Consider the following 21,104-nt stretch of genomic DNA (forward strand, 5'->3'; position numbering starts at 1 on the left):
CTCACAGTTCGGTGGTGGGGTCACCGGAGGCGAGGAGTTCGAGATCCCGCAGGATCATCTCCTCGACCGTCTCGGCCAGTACGGCCACGGTGCGGGCGGTGAGCACGTCACGCGGGGTGAGCCGGATGTCGAACACCGCGCTCGCCCTGGAGGCGATGTGCAGGCTCCGGATCGAATCCCCGCCGAGGTCGAAGAAGTTGTCGTCCGTGCCGACCCGCTCCAGCCCGAGTGCCTCGGCCCAGATCCCCGCCACGGCACGTTCGGTGTCGGTCTCCGGGGCGGTGTACGCCGGTCGCGTATCGGCGAGGTCCGGTGCGGGCAGCGCGCGTCGGTCGAGCTTTCCGTTGCGGCTCAGGGAGAGCGTGTCGAGTTGGACGAACGCGGAAGGGATCAGGTAGTCCGGCAGCGTCCGGCCGAGGAAGGCCTTCAGTTCTTCCGCGGGGAGGTCAGCGCCCACCAGATAGGCGACGAGCAGTTTGGCCCCCGGCCGATCCTCGCGGACGATCACGGCGGCCTGCCTGACCGCGGGGTGGGCGGCCAGCGCCGCTTCGACCTCGCCCGGTTCGATCCGGAAGCCGCGGAGCTTGACCTGTTCGTCGAGTCTGCCGAGGAACCGGACGCGGCCGTCGGCGGTCCAGGCGGCGAGGTCCCCGGTGCGGTACATCCGCGTACCCGGCGGCCCGTACTGATCGGCGATGAAGCGATCCGCCGTCAGGCCGGGACGGGCGAAGTAGCCACGGGCGAGCCCGGCGCCGCTGACGCACAGCTCCCCCGGCACCCCTGGCGGAACCGGCGTCAGCTCGGGACCGAGCACCTGGACGCGCATCCCGTCCAGCGGACCGCCGATCGGCACCACGTCAGGCACCTCGTCCACAGTGGACATCGGGAACGACGTGGCGAAGGTCGTCGTTTCGGTCGGCCCGTAGCCGTCCACCACCCGCAGGTCCGGGCACGCGCCCAGTACCTGCCGGACCGCGGCGGCCGGGACGACGTCGCCACCGGTCCAGACCTCGCGAAGCCCGCTGAAGCAGTCCGGCGCCTCCTGGGCGAGCACCCGGAACAGGCCCGCGGTGAGCCAGAGGCCGGTCACGCACTCCTCGGCGATCGCGTGCCGCACGGCGTGGGCGTCGACGTCGGCGGGCGGTGCCACGACGACCGTGCCGCCGTTGAGCAGCGGCACCCACAGCTCGTAGGTGGTGGCGTCGAAGGCGGGCGGCGAGTGCAGGAGCACCCGCTCGTGCGCACCGCCCGCGAACCGCCGGTCCGCCGCCAGCGCGGCGACGTCGCGATGCCGGACGGCGACCCCCTTCGGCGTCCCGGTGGAGCCGGAGGTGTACATCAGGTACGCCAGTTGCTCGGGATCGACCGTGACACCAGGGTCGTGGTCCGGCCCTGTCTCCGGCTCGACCACGATGTGTCCCTCGTGGACTCGCGAAAGGGTGTCCAGCCAGGTCTCGTCGGTGACTGCGTACTCGACGCCGGCCAGAAGCAGTCCCAGACGCTCGTCCGGGGCACGGGTGTCCAGGGGCACGTAGACACCTCCCGCCTTGGCGATGGCGAGTTCGGCGACCACGAACGCGCTCGTCCGCTCGGCCGCGAGGCCGACCCGGTCCTCCGGCCGGAGGCCGAGCGTGAGCAGGTGGTGCGCCAGCCGGTTCGCCCGCCGGTCCAGTTCCGCGTAGCTCAGGGTTTCTCCGCCGGACGCGACCGCGGGCGCGTCCGGACGGTCGCGGACCTGTTCGGCGAACACCTCCGGCAGAGACCGCGCGGGCGGCTCCTCGCCGGTGTCGTTCCATTCCCGCACCACGAGGCACTCCTCGATGGCGTCGAGCACCGGCACCCGGCCCAGCGGCCGGTCGCCGTCGGTGGCGAGTTCGCGCAGCAGCAGGAGCAGCAGCCCGGCGATGCCTTCGATGGTCGCCCGGTCGAACAGTTCGGGGTCGTAGCCGAGTTCCACCGCCAGCCGCGGTCCCGGCGACGAGACCACGGTGACCGGGAAGTTCGTCGTCTCCAACGCCGCCAGGTCGCGGACACGCAGGCCGTGCTCGGCGGCCGCGTCGTCCTTGATCGGGTAATTCTCGAACACCACGAGGCTGTCGAACAGGTTCACGCCACCGGGCAACCCCGTCCAGGTCTGGAGCCTGCTCAGCGGCACGAAGTCGAATCCGCGCGCCTCCGCCTGGGCGTTCTGCAGGTCCTTCAGCCATCGGGCCACCCCGGCCGAACGGTCGACGTCGGCGCGCACCGGCAGGGTGTTGATGAAGATGCCGAGGATACCGTCCACTTCGGACAGTTCGGCGGGCCTGCCGGACACGGTGGCACCGAAAACGACGTCACGGCGTCCGCTGTAGACCGACAGCAGCAATGCCCAGGCGCCCTGGACCATGACGTTGAGCGTGAGCCCGTGCCGCTTGACGAACCCGTCGAGCCGGGCGGTGTCCGCTTCGTCCAGCGAATACGGCAGCCAGGTCGACGAACAGGTCGTGTGGGTCTCCGACGGCACCCGGTCGCAGGGCAACGGCGTCGGCTCCGCCACGCCTTCCAGGGTGCGCCGCCAGAACCGTTCCGCCTCAGCATCGTCGCGTCCGCCCAGCCATTCCAGATAGTCCCGGAAGGGACGCCGGGACGGCAGCGGGCCTCCGGCGTGGGCCGCGCACAGGTCGGCGAGCACGCCGAACACGCTCCAGCCGTCCAACAGGACGTGGTGGAAGGTCCACAGCACCTGTGCTTCGGTGTCCGAGAGCCGGGCGAGCGCGACGCGCATCAGTGGTGCCCGGGCGAGGTCGAGGCCTTCCTCACGGTCCTCTTCCAGCAGACGCCGCAGCCGTTTCGCACGTTCGGCTTCGGACAGGTCCGTCCAGTCGAGCCGCCGGATCGGCAGCGTGACGTCGCGGTGCACGACCTGGACGGGTTCCGCCAGGCCATCCCAGACGAAGGCGGTCCGCAGCACCGGGGTGCGGTCGAGTACCTCCTGCCACGCCTGGGCGAGCACGTCGAGGTCGGTGACGCCGTCGAGGACGAACGTCGCCTGCTCGAAGTACAGACCCTGCTCGCTCTGCGACAGCCCGTGGAAGACCATCCCGCCTTGCATGGGGGTCAGCGGGTAGACGTCCTCGACGGCGCGGCCGTCGCCCACCAGCCGGTCCACTTGGGACTGGCCGAGCGTGGTGAGCGGGAAGTCCGACGGCGTCCGGCCGCCGGCGCCGGGTCCGGCGCAGTGCTCGATGATGCCCCGCAGCGCGGTGAGCAGGCCGGCGGCCAGCGCGTCCACAGTGGACTTGTCGTGCAGGTTCGCCGAATACGACCAGGACACTTCGAGCGCGTCCTGTTCCACCCTGGCCACGACGTCGATCGCGTGCGTCCGCGTCGCCGCCGCGTCCAGGTCGGCGTCGAGTCCCCCGCGCATGGCGTGGTAGAGGCCGCCGAGGTCCCAGTCGAACCGGCCGAGGTAGTTGAAGCTGACCGGCGCGTCGATTTCCGGCGCTGTCCCGGCGAGGTACCGCAAGGCGCCGTAGCCGATGCCGCGCCGGGGTACCGCCCGCAACCGTTCCTTGACCGCCTTGAGCGCGGCGCCCCAGTCCGCGGGCGCGGTCAGCGCGACCGGGAACATGCTCGTGAACCAGCCCGTCGTGCGCGAGAGGTCGACGTCGTCGAACAGGTCCTCGCGTCCGTGACCCTCCAGGTCGACCAAGACCTCCCGCTGCCCGGTCCAGTCGGCCAGCACCCGGCCGAGCGCGGTGAGCAGCACGTCGTTGACCTGCGTCCGGTAGGCCTCGGGTACGTCCCGCAGCAACGCCTTGGTCTCGTCCGGATCGAGCCGGACGGTGACCGAGCGGGCCGAACCGATCGTGTTCTCGCCGTCGTGGTCGGCGGGCAGCGCGGCAGGCCGCGGGACGGCCCGCCAGTGCGCCAGTTCGTCGTCGAACCCGCCCGCCGCGGTGTGCTCGGCGAGCCGTCGCGCCCACGAACGGAACGACGTCGTCTTCGGGCCCAAGCTGCCGCCGCGATACGCGGTTTCCAGATCCTCCAGGAGGATCCGCCACGACACGCCGTCGACCACCAGATGGTGCGCGGTCAGGGACAACAGCGACCCTGACAGGACGGCCGAGAAGAGCGGACCGTTCCGCAAGTCGAAGTCCTTTGTGGACACTTCGCCGATATGCGGCACGTCCACCGGCTCCGGTGGCGCGTTGTGCTGATGCCAGCCGTCCTCGGTGCGTTCGAACCGCATCCGCAAGGCGTCGTGGTGGTCCAGGACGGTGGTCAGTGCGGCGCGTAGCGCGGCCTCGTCGACGTCCTCAGCCAGTTCGACAAGGAGGGACTGGTCGAACTGCTCGGGCTGGGTCGCGAAGAACCAGTGCTGGATCGGGGTGAGCGGAACGTCGCCGGTGACCGGGCCCTGTTCGGCCAAGGTCGGTGCCGGGCCTTGCGCGCTCGCCGCGAGCGCCCGGATCGTCGGATACCGGAACAGGTCCTTCGGCAGCAGCCGCAGTCCCGCCCGCCGGGCACGCGACACCACCTGGATGCTGAGGATCGAGTCGCCGCCCAATTCGAAGAAGTCGGCTTCCGCACCCACTTCCTCGACCCCGAGCACCTCGGCCCAGATTTCGGCGAGCGCGCGTTCGGCGTCCGTGCCGGGGGCCGTCCACGCGGTCACCGGCCGGCTGAAGTCCGGCGCCGGCAGTGCCGCCCGGTCGAGTTTCCCGTTGACGTTCAACGGAAGCTCCTCGAGCGGGACGAACGCGGCCGGGATCATGTAGTCCGGCAGGTCACGCGCCAGGAGCTCCTTCAGCTCGGCCGCGTCCGGCGCGTCCGTCCCGGCGACGACGTAGGCCACCAGCCGCTTGACTCCCTGGTCTTCGCGGGCGAGCACAGCTGCCTGGACCAGGCCGGGATGGGCCGCCAGCGCCGCTTCGATCTCACTGGGTTCGACGCGGAAGCCGCGGATCTTGACCTGCTCGTCGACCCTGCCGGTGAACTCCAGCTGTCCCTCCGCCGTCCACCGCACGACGTCGCCGGTGCGGTACATGCGCTCGCCTGCCAGGAAGGGGTCGGCGACGAACCGGTCCGCGGTCAGCCCGGCGCTGCCCAGGTAGCCGCGGGCCAGGCCCTCACCCGCCAGATGCAACTCACCCGGGATTCCCGGCGGCACCGGTCGAAGCGCGCTGTCGAGGACGTAGGCCCGCGTGTTGTCCAAGGGCCCGCCGATCGGCACCACATCGGGCACCTCGCCGACCGACGACATCAGGCGCACGGTCGCGAAGGTCGTGGTCTCGGTGGGGCCGTAGACGTCGGCGACCACTGTGCCCGGGCAGGCTTCCAGCACCCGGCGCAACGCGGTGGCGGGTACGGCGTCGCCTCCTGTCCACACTTCGCGCATTCCGGCGAAGCTGGCCGGCGCCTCTTGCGACACCAGCCGGAACAATCCCGTCGTCAGAAACGCCCCGGTGACCCGATGTTCGGCGATGACGCGGGCGAGCGTGTCGACGTCGAGGTCGCCGGGTGGCGCCACCACGACACAACCGCCCGCCAGCAGCGGCACCCACATCTCGTAGGTGGAGGCGTCGAACGAATGCGGTGAGTGCAGCAGGACCCGCTCGTGCGCTCCGGTCCGGAACCGCCGGTCCCACGCCAGCGCCACGACGTCACGGTGGCGCGCCGAGACTCCTTTGGGCGTTCCCGTGGAGCCCGACGTGTAGATGACGTACGCCAGGTTGTCCCGATGAGGCGTCGGAAGGCGGCGCGGCGTGGACGGCTCGATGTCCTCGGCGACCAGGACCGGCCCGGCGTGGAAGGACCGCGCCACCGGCTCCCACTCCCGGTCGGTGACCAGCGCGGAAACCCCGGAGAGCAGGCTCTTCAGCCGTGCTTCGGGCGCGCGCGTGTCCAGTGGCAGATACGCCCCGCCCGCCTTCACGATGGCCAGTTCGGCGATCACCAGCTCGGGCGCGCGTTCCATGAGCACGCCGACCAGCTCCTCGACCCCGATGTCCAGCCGCTGTGCCAGCCGGTCCGCGCGAGCGTCCAGCTCGGCATAGCTCAGCTCGACACCGTCGGCGGTCAGCGCCGGCGCGTCCGGCGTCCGCCGCACCTGCTCGGCGAACAGTTCTCCCAGCGTGCGCTCGGGCACCGGGTTCGCCGTGTCGTTCCACTCCACGAGCACCTGCCGCCGTTCGGCGTCGGTGAGCAGATCGATCTCGTCCAGCGGCCGTCCAAGGTCCTCGCCGAAACTCCGCAGGACACCGGTCAACTGCCGGGCGATCCGCCGGGCCGAAGCCGCCTCGAACAGATCCGGGTCGTAGCCGAGGTCGATGGACAACCGGTCACCCGGAGAGGCGACCACACTGAGCGGATAGCTGGTCGTCTCGACCGCGTCGAGCGCCCGCAGCCGCAGGCCGTGCGCGGTGGCCGCCTCCTCGTTGATCGGGTAGTTCTCGAACACCACCAGGCTTTCGAACAGGTTCGCCCCGGCGGGCACCCCGCTCCAGCCCTGCAGCCGGGTCAGCGGCAGATGCCCGTACCGGCGGGATTCGACCTGGCCCGCCTGCAGGTCCCGCAGCCACGGCATCGCGCTGACAGCGCCCGCCACGGCGACCCGGACCGGCAGGGTGTTGATGAAGATGCCGGCGATGTCGTCCGCTCCCGGCAGGTCCACCGGCCGCCCGGAAACCGTGGTGCCGAAGCAGATGTCGCGGTCACCGGTGTACCGGGCGAGCAGCAGCGCCCACGCGCCCTGCAGGAGCGTGTTCAGCGTCAGCCCGGCACTCTGCGTGGTCTCCCGCAGCCGTGTTGTCTCGTCCGCGCCGAGTTCGACGGTCAGCCATTCCGACGAGCGGGTGGTGTGCGCCTGGGCGGGCGGCCGGTCGAACGGCAACCGCGCGGGTGCGGTGAGGTCGCCGAGCACGGTCCGCCAATGCGTTTCGGCGAGCCGGTCGTCCTGGTTCGCGAGCCACTCGACGTAATCGCGGAACGGCCGGCGGCGGGGCAGCTCCTCGGCTTCCCCGCGGGTGAACGCGCCGTGGCAGGCGAAGACGTCGGACAGGATCCCGAACACACTCCACCCGTCGAGCAGCACGTGGTGGAAGGTCCACAGCACGCGGACCTCGGTGCCGGACAACCGCGCGAGCGTGAGCCGCAGCAACGGCACGGCCGTCAGGTCCATTCCCTCGTCACGGTCGCGGTCCAGGACGTCCCGCCAGGCGGTCTCACGCTCCACTTCGGACAGTGCGCGCCAGTCGTGGTGAGTGACCGGCACGGTGACCGCGCGCCCGACCACCTGCACGGGCTCGTCGACGCCCTCCCAGACGATGCGCGTGCGCAGCACCGGCGTCCGGTCGACCACACGCTGCCAGGACCGCGCGAGAACCTCCGCATCGGTGACGCCGTCGAGGACGAACGCCACCTGCTGGAAGTAGACCCGTTCCTCCCCCTGTGACAGGGAGTGGAACACCATGCCGGACTGCATCGGCGTCAGCGGGTGGATGTCCTCGACCTCGGGAGCGGCGAGCCGGTCCACCGTCGCCTGGTCGAGCCGGGCGAGCGGGAAGTCCGACGGCGTGCGGCCCCAGGCCCCGGGCTCGGCGCAGTGCGCGATGATCGAACGCAACGCGGTGACCAGCGCCCTGACCAGCCGGGCGACCGTCTCCTCCCGGTGCACGCCCTCCGCGTAGTACCAGGAGAATTCCAGTTCGTCGCCTTCGACACGGCCGACGACGTCCAGCAGGTGCGCGCGAACCGAGCGCGGACTGTCGTCCGACTCCAGACGGCCCGAATTCGAGTCGAAACGACCGAGGTAGTTGAAGCTCACCTGCGGCGCGATCTCCGGCGCCGTCCCGGCGAGGTAACGCAAAGCGCCGTAACCGATGCCCCGTCGAGGCACCGCGCGCAGCTGCTCCTTGACCGACTTCAGCGCCGTGCCCCAATCGTCCGGGACGTCGAGCGCGACCGGGAACAGCGTGGTGAACCAGCCGACGGTCCGCGACAGGTCGACGCCGTCGAACAGCTCCTCCCGGCCGTGTCCCTCCAGATCCACCAGCACCCGGCCCCGGCCGGTCCAGTCGGCCAGCACGCGGCCCAGTGCGGTGAGCAGCACGTCGTTGACCTGAGTCCGATACACGTCGGGAACCGCGCGCAGAAGTGCCGCGGTCTCTTCGGCGTCGAGGCGGGTGGTGACCTCCCGCATCGCCGCGGTGGTGTTCGGGCCGTCGCCGTCCACCGGCACGGTGGGCTCCGCGGCCGTGGCGTGCCAGTGGCCGAGTTCGTCGTCGAACCCGCCCGCGGCGGTGTGCTCCGCCAGCCGTTCCGCCCACTCCTGGAAGGAGGTTCCGCGCGGGCCGAGGTCGACGGCTTCTCCGCGTACCGCCTGCCGGTAGGCCTTGTCGAAGTCCTCCAGCAGCACCCGCCAGGACACGCCGTCGACCACGAGGTGGTGCGCGGACAGGGTGAGCCTGCCGGGCGTGGACAGCGTGGCGCGCAGCATCGGCCGGGTGGCCAGGTCACGATCCACCGGTGTGTCCAGGACGTCGGCCGCGGGATCGACCGGGGCGTTCACCTGCCGCCGGCCGTGCTCGAACCGCATGCGCAGCGCGTCGTGGTGCTCGACGAGCGCGGCCAGCGCGGTGCGCACCGCATCGGGGTCGGCCGGAGCCGGTAGCTCGATCTCGACGCGCTGATCGAAGTGCCCGGGATCGTCGGTCTGCGTGGCGAAGAACCATCGCTGGATCGGGGTGAGCGCGACGTCGCCGCTGACCGGGCCGCGGTCGGCGGTTTCGTGGACGTCGCCCGCCGAAGCGGCCAGTTCGGCGATGGTGCGGTGCGTGAACAGGTCACCCGGCAACAGGTCGAGTCCGGCCTGCCGGGCGCGGGAGACCACTTGGATGCTGAGGATCGAGTCTCCGCCGAGCGCGAAGAAGTCGTCTTCGGCGCCGACTCGCCCGACCCCGAGCACCTCGGCCCAGATGTCCGCGAGCACGGTCTCCGGACCCGGCCGCGGCGCCACGTGAGCGGTGGCACGCTGAGCGTCGAAGTCGGGCACGGGCAACGCCCGCCGGTCCAGTTTCCCGTTGACGTTCACCGGAAGCCGCTCCAGCGCGACGAACACCGCCGGGACCATGTAGTCCGGCAGGGTGCGGCCGAGGAACTCCCGCAGTTCGGCGGTGTCCGGCACGCCGTTCTTCCCGACGACGTAGGCCACCAGCCGTTTGACGCCGTTGTCCTCCCGCGCGAGCACCGCGGCCTGCGCGAGCGCGGGATGCGCGCCCAGCGCCGCCTCGATCTCCCCCAGCTCGACCCGGAAGCCGCGGACCTTGACCTGCTCGTCGACGCGGCCGACGAACTCCAGCTGCCCCTCCGGGGTCCACCGCACGATGTCCCCGGTGCGGTACATCCGCTCGCCGGTGCCGAAGGGGTCGGCGACGAACCGATCCGCCGTGAGACCGGGGTCGGCCAGATACCCGCGGGCCACGCCCTCACCGGCGATGTGCAGCTCACCGGGGACCCCCGGCGGCACGACGGACAGCCCGGTGTCGAGGACGTAGGTCCGCGTGTTGTCCAGCGGTCCGCCGATCGGCACCACGTCCGGCACCTCACCGACCGACGACATCGACCGCACGGTCGCGAAAGTAGTCGTCTCGGTCGGCCCGTAAACGTCCGCGACCACGGTGTCCGGACAGGCTTCCAGCACCCGGCGCAGTGCCGCAGCCGGGACGGCGTCACCGCCGGTCCACACCTGCCGCATTCCCGCGAAGCACCGCGGATCCTCCTGCGACACCAGCCGGAACAACCCCGTCGTCAGGAACGCCCCGGTGACGCGGTGCTCGGCGATCACCCGCCGGAGCGTCGCGACGTCCAGTTCCCGTGCCGACGCGACGACCACACAACCGCCGTTGAGCAGCGGCACCCACAGCTCGTAGGTCGAGGCGTCGAACGAATGCGGTGAATGCAGCAGCACCCGCTCGTGCGCTCCGGTCCGGAACCGCCGGTCCCACGCCAGCGCCACGACGTCCCGCTGCCGCGCGGCGACACCCTTGGGCGAGCCGGTCGAACCCGAGGTGTAGATGACGTAGGCGAGCTGGTCGCGATCGGCCGGTACACCCGGGGCCGTCGCCGGTTCGCCCGCGGCGTCGTCGACCGTCAGCAGCTGTCCACAGTGGACCTCCTCGGCCTGCGGCCGCCGTGCCGTGTCCGTGACGACGATCTGCGCCTCGGCTTCGGACAGCAGCAGGCGCAACCGGTCCGCCGGTGCCCGCAGGTCCAGTGGCAGGTAGGCGCCACCCGCCTTGATGATCGCCAGCTCCGCCACGACCAGGTCCGCCGAGCGGTCCATCAGCACCGCGACCCGCTCCTCGGCACGGACGCCATGCCGCAGCAGCAGGTGAGCCAGCCGGTTCGCCCGTTCGTCGAGTTCGGCGTAGGTCAGGGACCCGGTGTCGGTGGCCACCGCGACAGCGCCCGGAGTGCGCCGTACCTGAGCTTCGAAGAGCGGCGTCAGCGCGTCGTCCGGCAACGTCGTGCCAGTGGCGTTCCACTCGTGGACCACGCGGTTTTCCTCGGCTTCGGTCAGCATCGTGATCGCCGAAACTCCTACGTCCGCCATGCTCCGCAGCAGCACGCCCAGATGGGTGGCGAGCCGTTCGGCCGTCCCGGCGTCGAACAGGGCCGGGTCGTAGCCGAGCACCAGTGAAAGCCGGCGTCCCGGGTAGACGACGACGCTGAGCGGGTAGTTGGTCCGCTCGGCAGCTTCCAGTTCCCGTACCCGCGGCCCGTCGGCGAGTTCGTCGATCGGGTAGTTCTCGAACACCACGATGCTGTCGAACAGGTTCGTCCCCGCCGGGACACCGCTCCAGCCCTGCAGCCGGGTGAGCGCGAGATGCCCGAACCGGCGTGAGGAGACCTGCCGGGCCTGTGCCTCCCGCAACCAGTCGACCAGCCCGGCACCGCCGTCCACGCGCATCCGCACCGGCAGGGTGTTGATGAAGATGCCGGTGATGTCGTCCACCCCTGGCAGCTCGGGCGGTCTGCCCGAGACGGTCGCACCGAAACAGACGTCCTGCTCACCGCTGTAGCGCGACAGCAACAGCGCCCACGCACCCTGGACGACGGCGTTCACCGTCAGCCGATGGCGTTTCGCGAACGCGTACAGCCGGTCGGACGCGGCTTCGTCCAGCTCGGTGGCCACCCGGTCGGCGGATCTGGTCATATGCCCGCGGGCGGCCACCCGGTCGTACGGCAACGGTGTCGCCGCGGACAGATCGGCGAGTTCTGCCCGCCAGTACTCCTCCGCGGCCCGGTCGTCCTGGCGGGCCAGCCAGGCGAGGTAGTCGCGGAACGGCCGCCGTTCGGGCACCGCCCCGTCATCGCCCCGGGCCAGCGCGATGACGTCGGACAGCACCTGGAAGACACTCCAGCCGTCGAGCAGCACGTGGTGGAACGTCCACACCACCCGCACGGCGTCGCCGGGCAGCCTGACGACGACGAGCCGCGTCAACGGCGCGCGGGCCAGGTCGAGCCCCTCCTCGGCGTCGGCCTCCAGCAGTCGCCGCAGCGCCTCCTCACGCTCCACAGTGGACAGTGTGGTCCAGTCGAGGTGGGTGATCGGCAGGGTGACGTCGCGCTCGACCAGTTGCAGCGGGGCAGGCACGTTCTCCCAGACGATCCGGCTGCGCAGTACCGGCGTCCGGTCCACCACCCGCTGCCAGGCCGCGCCGAGCCGCCGCGGGTCGGCGACGTCGTCGAGTACGAAGGTCAGCTGTTCGAAGTAGACCCGGGTGCCGCCCGGCGCCAGTGCGTGGAAGACCATCCCGGCCTGCATCGGAGTCAGCGGGTAGAGGTCTTCGACCGCGCGGCCGTCGCCCGCCAGCGCGTCCACCTGCCGCTGGTCCAGTGCGGCCAGGGGGAAGTCGGACGGTGTGCGGCCGCCCGCGTCCGGCTCGGCGCAGTGCCGGACGAGCTCCCTCAACGCGTCGAGCATGGCGTTCGCCAGACCGTCCACTGTGGACTTATCGTGCACGCCCTCGGCGAAGAACCAGTCGAACTCCAGTGCACCGCCGTCGATGCGGCCGACGACGTCGAGCAGATGCGGCCGGAGCTCCTCCGGGGCGACGTCCAAGGTCAGTTCCCGGCCCGGCGCGGCGTACAGGCCGCCGTCGGCGACCGGCGGGTCGAACCGGCCGAGGTAGTTGAAGCTGACCGCCGGGGTGATCTCCGGCGCCGTCCCGGTGAGGTAGCGCAGGACGCCGTAGCCGATGCCGCGGCTGGGCACCGCCCGCAATCGCTCCTTGACCGTCTTGAGCGCCCGGCCCCAGTCATCGCCGGCTTCCAGTGCCACCGGGAACAGGCTGGTGAACCAGCCCACCGTCCGTGACAGATCGGTGTCCTCGAACAGATCCTCGCGGCCGTGGCCTTCGAGGTCGACCACGACGCGGTCGTGACCGGTCCAGTCCCGCAGGACATGGCCGAGCGCGGTGAGCAGCACGTCGTTGATCCGCGTGCGGTACACGGTGGGCACGTCACGCGTCAGCGCGGTCGTCTCGGCTTCGGTCAGCCGCACGGTCACCGACCGCGCGGCACCGGCGATGTTCGGTCCCGCACCGTCCACCGGCACCGACGTGTCACCGTCGAAGTCCTGCCAGTAGGCCGATTCTCCGGCGAACCCACCCGCCTCGGCGTGGTCGGCCAAGCGGCGGGCCCATTCGAGGAACGACGTCGACCTCGGTCCGAGGTCGACGGCCTCGCCCCGGACCGTCTGCCGGTAGGCCAGGTCCAGGTCCTCCAGCAGCACTCGCCAGGACACCCCGTCGACGACGAGGTGGTGGGCGGCCAGCCGAAGCATCTTGCGACCGTCCTCTTCGGACAGCCATGCCCGCAGCAACGGCCCGCGCCCGAGGTCTGCTTCGGACGGTCCAGCCAGTACGTCCACCGGCCCGGGTGGCGGATTCACCTGACGCCACCGCCCGTTCGCGCGTTCGAACCGCATGCGCAGCGCGTCGTGCTGCTCGACCAGTGCCGACAGCGCCGTGCGCAACGCGGCCTCGTCGGCATCGGCGGCGAGTTCCATCGACAGCGACTGGTCGAACCGCTCAGGCCGCCTGGTCTGGGTGGCGAAGAACCACTCCTGGATCGGGGTCAACGGCGCCTCGCCGGACACCGGTCCCCGCGCGGTCGTTCCGCCCGTCGCGGTGGCCGTGGCCGCCAGCGCCGCGACGGTCTGGTGCCGGAAGAGGTCGCTGGTGCTCAGCGCGAGCCCTGCCCGGCGCGCCCGGGCGCCGACCTGGATGCTCAGGATCGAGTCACCACCCAGGTCGAAGAAGTTGTCCTCGACCCCGACCTCGTCGAGCCCGAGCACCTCGGCCCAGATGCCGGCCAGCACTCGCTCGGGTTCCGTCCGCGGCGCCGTGCGGCGGACGGCCGTCGGGTCGAGCGCCGGCTCGGGCAGTGCGCGCCGGTCGAGTTTCCCGTTGGGGCTCAAGGGAAGCACGTCGAGCAGCACGATCGCCGACGGGACAAGGTAATCCGGCAGCACCTCCGCCAGCGAGCGGCGTACCGCCGCCGCGTCCGGTGCCGTGCCCGGCGCCGGGACGACGTAGGCCACGAGCCGCTTGCGCCCGGCGTCCGTTCGCGCGAGCACCACCGCCTGCGCGACGTCCGCCCGTTCGGTGAGCGCGGCCTCGATCTCCGAGGGCTCCACCCGGAAGCCCCTGATCTTGACCTGGTCGTCGGCCCGGCCGACGAACTCCAGCGTGTCGTCGGAACGCCAGCGCACCAGGTCCCCCGTGCGGTAGCACCGGCTCCCCGGCTCGCCGAAGGGGTTGGCGAGGAAGCGTTCGGCGGTGGCCCCGGCACGGTCGACGTAGCCGCGGGCCAGACCGGGCCCGGCGACGTACAGTTCGCCGACCACTCCGCGCGGCACCAGCCGCAGCCGGGCGTCGAGTACGAACGCCCGCATCCCGTCGAGTGGAGTGCCGATCGGCACGACGTCCGGCACCGATTCCGCTGAAGTCATCCGGAAGGCGGACGCGAACGTGGTCGTCTCGGTGGGCCCGTAACCGTCGACCACGACGAGCCCGGGACAGCAGGCGAGCACCCGGCGGACCGTCTCCGCCGGGACCACGTCGCCGCCGGTCCAGACTTCGCGGACTCCGGCGAAGCAGTCGGGTTCCTCTTGGGCGACAAGCCGGAACAGGCCCGCGGTGAGCCACAGCGAGGTCACGCCGTGCTGGGTGATCAGCTGCCGCAGCCGGTCGACGTCGAGGTCTCCCGGCGGGGCCACGACGACTTCGCCGCCGTTGAGCAGCGGCACCCACAGCTCGTAGGTCGACGCGTCGAACGCCAGCGGCGAGTGCAGCAGCACCCGCTCGTGCGCGCCGCCGGTGAACCGGCTGTCCCGCGCGAGCGCGACGACGTCCGCGTGACGCACCGCGACGCCCTTCGGCACGCCGGTGGAACCCGAGGTGTACTCGACGTACGCCAGGTTCTCGGGATCCAGGTCGACGCCCGGCCGGTCACCGGGCTCCGTGGCGACGGCCACCCGAAGCGGCCGCGGGTGCACGTCCGCGGCGACGTCCGCCCAAGCGGAGTCGGTCAGCAGCAACGCCGAGCCGTCGAGGATCCGCCTCATCCGCGCGGCGGGCGCACGCAGGTCGAGCGGCAGGTACGCGGCGCCCGCCTTGAGGACGGCGAGGACGGCGATGACGAGGTCCACCGAGCGGTCCATCAGGATCCCGACGCGGTCCTCCGCCCGCACACCCAGTTCGCTCAGGTGACGGGCAAGCCGATCGGCGCGCTCCTGCAGTTCGCGGTAGGTGAGCGAGGTGTCCCCACAGGTCACCGCTGGGACGTCGGGCGTCCGGGCCGCCTGCTCGTCGAAGGCCGCCGGGACGGTGTCCACGGCGGTCGCGGCGGTGCCACCGGGCAGCAGGAAACGCCGGTCTTCGTCCGTGGTGAGCGGCAGGTCACCGAGCGGCCGCGCGGGATCGGTGGCGATCCCGGTCAGCAGGGTCTCCAGCCGGGCGGCCAGGCGTTCCACGGTGACGGCGTCGAACAGGCCGGTGCTGTACTCGATCGCGAGCTCGAAGGTGCCGTTGCGCGGCCAGAACTCGATCACGAGGTCGAAGCGGGCGGTTGGCCGGGGCAGGTCGTGCTCGGTGACCCTCAGCCCGGCGACGTCGCGCGGCCGCACCAGCGGGCTCTGCAGGACGACGACGGCCTGCACGAGCGGCGTCCGGGACGGGTCGCGTTCGGGACGCACCGCGTCGACGACCCGGTCGAACGGCGCCTCGGCGTGCGCGAAGGCGGCCAGCACGGTTTCCCGGAATTCGCCGAGGAATCCGGTGAACGGACGGTCGTCGTCCACCCGCGAGCGCAGCACCAGGGTGTTGACGAAGAAACCGGTCAGCTTCTCCAGTTCGGCGCGGTCCCGGCCGGCGACGGCCGTGCCGACCGCGACGTCCTGCTGCCCGCTGTGGCGGGCCAGCAGGATCTGCACGGCCGCGGTCAGCGTCATGAACAGCGTCGCGCCGTGCTCGTGGCCCAGTTCGGTGAGCCGGTCGACCAGCGCCGCGGGCAGTGGCCGCCGGTGGACCGCGCCATCGGTCGACCGCTGCGCGGCGCGGGGCCGGTCGGTCGGCAGGGCGAGCGGTTCGAGGCCGTCCAGCCGCTGCCGCCAGTAAGTCAGGTGCGGGCGCAGCGCCGGGCCGGTGAGACGGGAACGCTGCCAGGCGGCGAAGTCGGCGTAGCGCACCGGAAGTTCCGGCAACGTCTTCCCGGCGTAGAAGTCCATCAGCTCCTCGGTGAGGATGCCGATGGACGCGCCGTCGGTGACGATGTGGTGCTGGCAGAGCACCAGCAGGTGCTCCCGGTCCGCCAGTTCGAACAGGGTGGCCCGGGTCAGCGGGCCGCTCCAGAGGTCGAACGGCCGGGACAACTCCGTGGTGAGTTCGCCGTCCAGATCGTCCATATCGGACAGTCGACGGACCTGGAGCGGGATGACGGCGGACTCGGCGATCCGCTGGACGCCCTCGTCGTCCACCACGTCGAAGGTGGTGCGCAAGGAGTCGTGGCGTGCGCAGAGCAGGTCGAGCGCGTTGGCTAAGGCGTCGACGTCCAGCGGACCCGAGAGCCGCAGCCCGACGCCGGTGTTGTTCTCGGTGGCGGCGTTCCCGGAAAGCTCGTCGAGGAACCACAGTCGCTGCTGTGCCGGGGAAATCGGCACCGGAAGATCGCGGGGAGCGACCGGGATCGGCTCGGCCCGGACCGGGTCCGAAGTCTCCGGCAGGAGCCGGGCGAACCGTTCGACGGTGGGGGCGTCGAACACCGCTTTCGCCGTCAGCTCCGTCCCGAACGTCTCGCGCAGCCGCGAAAGCACCTGCACGGCGAGGATCGAGTCGCCGCCCCGGGCGAAGAAGTCGTCGGTGGCGCCCACCGGGCCGCCGCCCAGCACGTCTGCCCAGGTCGCGGCGACCCGCCGCTCGGCAGTGGTGCGAGGCTCGACGTACTCCGCCGTTTCCACCGGGGGTTCGGGCAAGGCACGCCGGTCGACCTTGCCGTTGGCGTTCAGCTTCAGGCCGTCCAGGACGACGAACGCCGAGGGGACCATGTAGTCCGGCAGCGTCTCGGTGAGCAACGCGCACAGGCCGTCCGGTTCCTCTCCGCCGTCGCCTCGAGTGACGAGGTACGCCACGAGCCGTTTGGCGCCCGGCCGGTCTTCCCGGGCCACGACCACGGCCTCACTGACGTAGTCGTGCCGGCACAGCACGTCTTCGATCTCGCCGAGTTCGATGCGGAAGCCTCGGATCTTGACCTGGTCGTCGGCGCGGCCGAGGAATTCCAGCTCGCCTCGATCACTCCGGCGCACGAGGTCACCCGTGCGGTACATACGATCGCCGTCCGGGCCGAGCGGGTCGGCGACGAACCTCTCCGCGGTCAGCCCCGGACGCGCCTGATAGCCGCGCGCCAGACCCGCCCCAGCGAGGTGCAACTCCCCCGCCTCTCCGTCGGGGACCGGGTTCAGCCCGGTGTCCAGCACGTACGCCCGCATCCCGTCCAGCGGCCGCCCGATGGGCAGGCGCTCCGGCACCGAATCGCGCGACGGCAGGCGGTGCGAGGTGGCGAAAGTCGTCGTTTCGGTGGGCCCGTACCCATCGACCACGACGAGACCAGGGCAGTGTTCGAGGACGCGGCGGACCGGGCCTGCCGGGACCGCCTCCCCGCCGGTCCAGACCTCCCGCACGCCGCGGAAGCAGTCCGGGGCCTCCTGCGCCACCACCCGGAACAGCCCGGCGGTCAGCCACAACGCCGTCACCCCATGTCCGGAGATCATCCGGCGCAACGTCTCGACCCCGAGGTCGCCCGGCGGCGCGACCACGACGGTGCCACCGCTCAGCAGCGGCACCCACAGCTCATAGGTCGACGCGTCGAAGGCCGGGGGCGAGTGCAGCAGGATCCGCTCGTGCGCTTCGCCGAACCGGCTGTCGGCCGCCAGTGCGGCGACGTCCCGATGCGTCACGGCGACGCCTTTCGGCACACCGGTCGAACCGGAGGTGTACATCACGTACGCGAGCTGGTCCGGATCCATCACCGTGCCGGGTGAACCGGCGGGTTCGTATTCCAGCGTGGGGTCGTCGAGGCGCTGCGCGTGGACGCCGGGAAGCGGGCGCTCCCGGTCGGTGAGCAGGACCGAGGCCCTCATCTCGGCGAGCACCCGGTTCGACCGCGCTTCGGGGGCCCGCGCGTCGAGCGGGACGTAGACACCGCCTGCCTTGACGATCGCGACTTCGGCGACGACGAAATCGGCCGACCGCGTCAGGCTCACGGCGACGGGGTGCTCGGCGCGGACGCCGAGCCGCTTCAGGCGGTGCGCGAGCCGGTTGGCCCGCTCGTCGAGTTCCCGATAGGTCAACGGCGTGAAGTCCCCGGTCACGGCGATCGCGTCCGGGGTGCGCGCCACTTGACGCGCGAACAGTCCGGGGAGGTGGGCTCTGGCGATGTCCTGCGATGTCATGAAACGTCGAACCTTCCGAGCGCGCGTCGAGGACCGCCTCAAGGGAGACGGGTGGACGGAGACAGAGGGGGAAGAAGACAGGCCTCTCGGGCCGTAGGGCGGTGCGACCGCCTTCAGTGACTCACCCGCTCGGCGAGACGGCCACCGACCTGCAAGGCGGTGACGCGTCCGGTGCGGGGATCGCGGACGATGCGGCCGCAGTCGGCCCGCAGTCCGGTGGCGGGGTCCGGGACCGACATCGTGCCGCAGTCGTAGAGGGCCAGGTCGCGGTGGACCTCACCGTCCACCGTGAGGCATACGACGCCCTCGGTGTCGGTCTCCACGACGTACTCCAGCTCCCCGTTGCGATAGCCGCCGCGGCTCTCGTCCGGCATGGTGACCCGCCGGGCACGCTCACCGCGCGCCCGGTAGTCCGGGATGTCCAGGCCGAGCGCGCGCAACTCCCGCAGCACCGCGGACCACAGCGCCGCTCCTCCGACGGCGTTGGTGGTCAGCGCGACGACGGTCTGTCCTCCGCCGTCGATGCGCAGGTGGCACGACGTTCCGTCCGCCGTGCCGTCGTGGCCCAGCCAGGTGGTGCGTTTCCCCTGGAAACGCGACAGGCCCAGCCCCCAGCCATCGGCGAGGCCGAAGGGTTCGGCGTCGCCGGGGGCGTACATCTCCCTCGCGGTCGCCTCGTCGAGCAGACAGGGATTGCCCAGATGAACTTGCCCGAACTTGATCAGTTCACGGGCGCTCAACGCCAGGCCGCCGACGGGAGCGAGCACCGGGGCCAGCATCTGCTCGACCACCCGGGGCCGGGCTCCTGGACGACCGGCGTGTCCTTTGGCACTCGGCTCCCGGCCCGCGCACCCGATGAAGGCGGCGTCCATGCCCAGCGGGCGGATCAGGATCGTGTCGAGGGCCTCCTGCCACGGCATGCCGGTCGCTTCTTCGATGAGCATGCCGACGAGCGCGTAGCCGACACTGGAGTAGGAGAAGGCGGTGGCGGGGGCGCAGACCAGCAGGTCCGGGCGCAGCCAGCCGAGCAGGTCGCGACGGCTGGCGCAGTGTTCGGCGGGGTCGGAGGGCAGGCCGCTGGTGTGCCCGAGCAACTGCCGGAGGGTCAGCAGGCCGCCGAGCTCGCTGTCGCGCAGTTCCGGGAGGAACTCGCCGATGGGCGTGTCGAGCTCGAGATCGCCGTCGGCCACCAGGAGCATCGCGAGCGTCGCGGTGAAGGCCTTGGTGATGGACCCGACGGGCACCGTCGAAGCCGGCTTCATCGGGCGGTCGCCGTCTTCCACACCGGCTTCGGCCACCGAGAGTTCGTCGCGGTGCCACACCGCGAGCTGGGCTCCCGGCACCTGGTGCCGCTGGATCAGAGAGCTGAGGACCCCGGCCAACCTGCCTGGCGGGATGGGGCGGACCGACTGCCTTCCGGACGTCGCGGGAACACACGAATCTGCCACTGACGAAAACACTGAACAGACCTTCCGAACACTTCAACTGCCACAGGAGTAAATCGCACGTACCAATGACCGCTGTGGCGTCCCGAGAAGGTCGCCGCGCATCATTCTCGCCAAGAGACGTCTCACACGTTGCCAACCTGGCTCCGATTTCGACACCACCAAGTGGACCAATCCCGAAAACAATCGAAGATCATATCGGCTCGCAAATCAAAAGCACAGAATTGCCAAGATCGCAATTCGAGCGCGTCGCCGAAAAATTGGCGATCTGTCAATTCCATGCCGTGGAACCGTGGTCCGGTCACTCTTGAAACCTGGCTCCACCTGAGGTATCGCACCGCTGCGGTCAACTCAAGGAGCCGACACATCGGAGAAAGATCATGAATTCGGCCTCGCCGAGAAATTTTCCTGAACAGCACGTGACAACAATGCCGGGCCGAAATGCGACCTGCGCAAACTGTGTTATATACCCATGAAATGTTTTCTCAAACATCCGACCCGTAAGCAGGCGCTGGATGGAGTGGCTCGCATCGCTTGGCCGGGCGGACGGCGTTGCCGGCCGTTGCGGCGTCGGCGAAATTCGCGCGCGGCTTCCGCGGCAAGCTGTCACCATACGAGACGACATGGAAAGCGAAGTGAAATGGCCGACGACCGGCCGGGCGCCGAAGACACTGACCTGGCACGGCGACGGCCTCGCCGACTGGGTGAGCGGCTACACCTGGTATCCGGACGGCCCCGTGGGTGAGAGTCCTCAGTATCCCTTCCCTGCCCCCTACGACGGCGCGGCCGTGTCACCGTCCGGGCGTTACCAGGTCGTCTACAGCGAGTACGGGCTGGATGCCCAGCTGCTCGACCGGGGCGAGCCCCTCCGCGAAGTCACCCGCGATGACGACGACCCCGGCGCCTTCCTCTTCCCCGTCAGCTTCATGACGCTTCCGGACGGGCGGGAAGCCCTCATCTCCTGCCCCGAGCATCGCGGCAAGCTCGAAATCGAGCAGGCCGACACCGGGGAGCGCCTGACCGCACGCGACGGTGCGGCGGACGACTACTACCACTCCCGGCTGGCCGTCAGCCCCGGCGACCGGTGGCTGCTCAGCGCGGGTTGGATCTGGCATCCTTTCAGCATCCCCCAGGTCTACGATCTCCGGCTCGCACTGACGGATCCGGCCTCGCTCGACACGAACGACGTACTCCCGAGCGGGCTCTTCCAGGGCGATCTCGAGTCGGCATGCTGGCTTGACGACGATCGCGTCGCGTTCTGCGCCGAACCCGGCACCGGCGGCCGCGAACCTCGGCGGCTCTGCCCAGGCGACCTCGGCGTGTGGTCCATGCAGGCGGGCACATGGGAGAGCAAAGTGCCCGTCCAAGGTCATCTCGGCACCCTCCACCGGTTCGGGAAATACCTGCTAAGCCTCTACGGGCACCCGAAGCTCGTCGACCCCGCGACCGGCGCCGTGCTCAAAGCGTGGCCACACCTGGCGACCGGCGACCGCACCGACGGTATCGGCTGGGAACTCGAGAATCAGCCCGCCGTGGCCGTGCACCAGGACGGCACCCGGTTCGCCGTCGCGGCCGACGAGTTCATCACCATCGTCACCTGGTCGCACTGACACTTCTTCCATGGCGGACGGCGCGAACGTGGCAGTCGAGGATCCGCGCACCAG

The 21,104-nt window shown here is 70.8% G+C and carries 2 protein-coding genes and 1 pseudogene; 1 reads left to right on the top strand and 2 read right to left on the bottom strand.

Annotation, left to right across the window (positions count from 1 at the left end; all coding sequences use genetic code 11):
- Position 1 precedes the first annotated feature (1 nt).
- Positions 2-17,992: pseudogene (locus DMH03_RS40910) on the bottom strand (non-ribosomal peptide synthase/polyketide synthase); the annotation flags it as partial.
- A gap of 116 nt (positions 17,993-18,108) precedes the next feature.
- The gene (locus DMH03_RS40915) at positions 18,109-19,377 is read right to left on the bottom strand and encodes a serine hydrolase (RefSeq protein WP_255431280.1); all 1,269 of its coding nucleotides are present in this window, start codon (positions 19,375-19,377) and stop codon (positions 18,109-18,111) included.
- Between the two features lie 686 nt (positions 19,378-20,063).
- Between DMH03_RS40915 and DMH03_RS40920 the strand changes: the two genes are divergently transcribed.
- Positions 20,064-21,050 carry a hypothetical protein gene (locus DMH03_RS40920; RefSeq protein ID WP_125797365.1) on the top strand — a complete coding sequence of 329 codons (987 nt, stop codon included), beginning with the start codon at positions 20,064-20,066 and terminating at the stop codon, positions 21,048-21,050.
- Positions 21,051-21,104 lie beyond the last annotated feature (54 nt).

This window comes from Amycolatopsis sp. WAC 01376 (genome assembly GCF_003947415.1).
Taxonomy (GTDB): domain Bacteria; phylum Actinomycetota; class Actinomycetes; order Mycobacteriales; family Pseudonocardiaceae; genus Amycolatopsis.

Coding starts and splice junctions, on each gene's coding strand:
- DMH03_RS40920 (WP_125797365.1), top strand. CDS start 20,064: ATGGAAAGCGAAGTGAAATGGCCGACGACCGGCCGGGCGCCGAAGACA.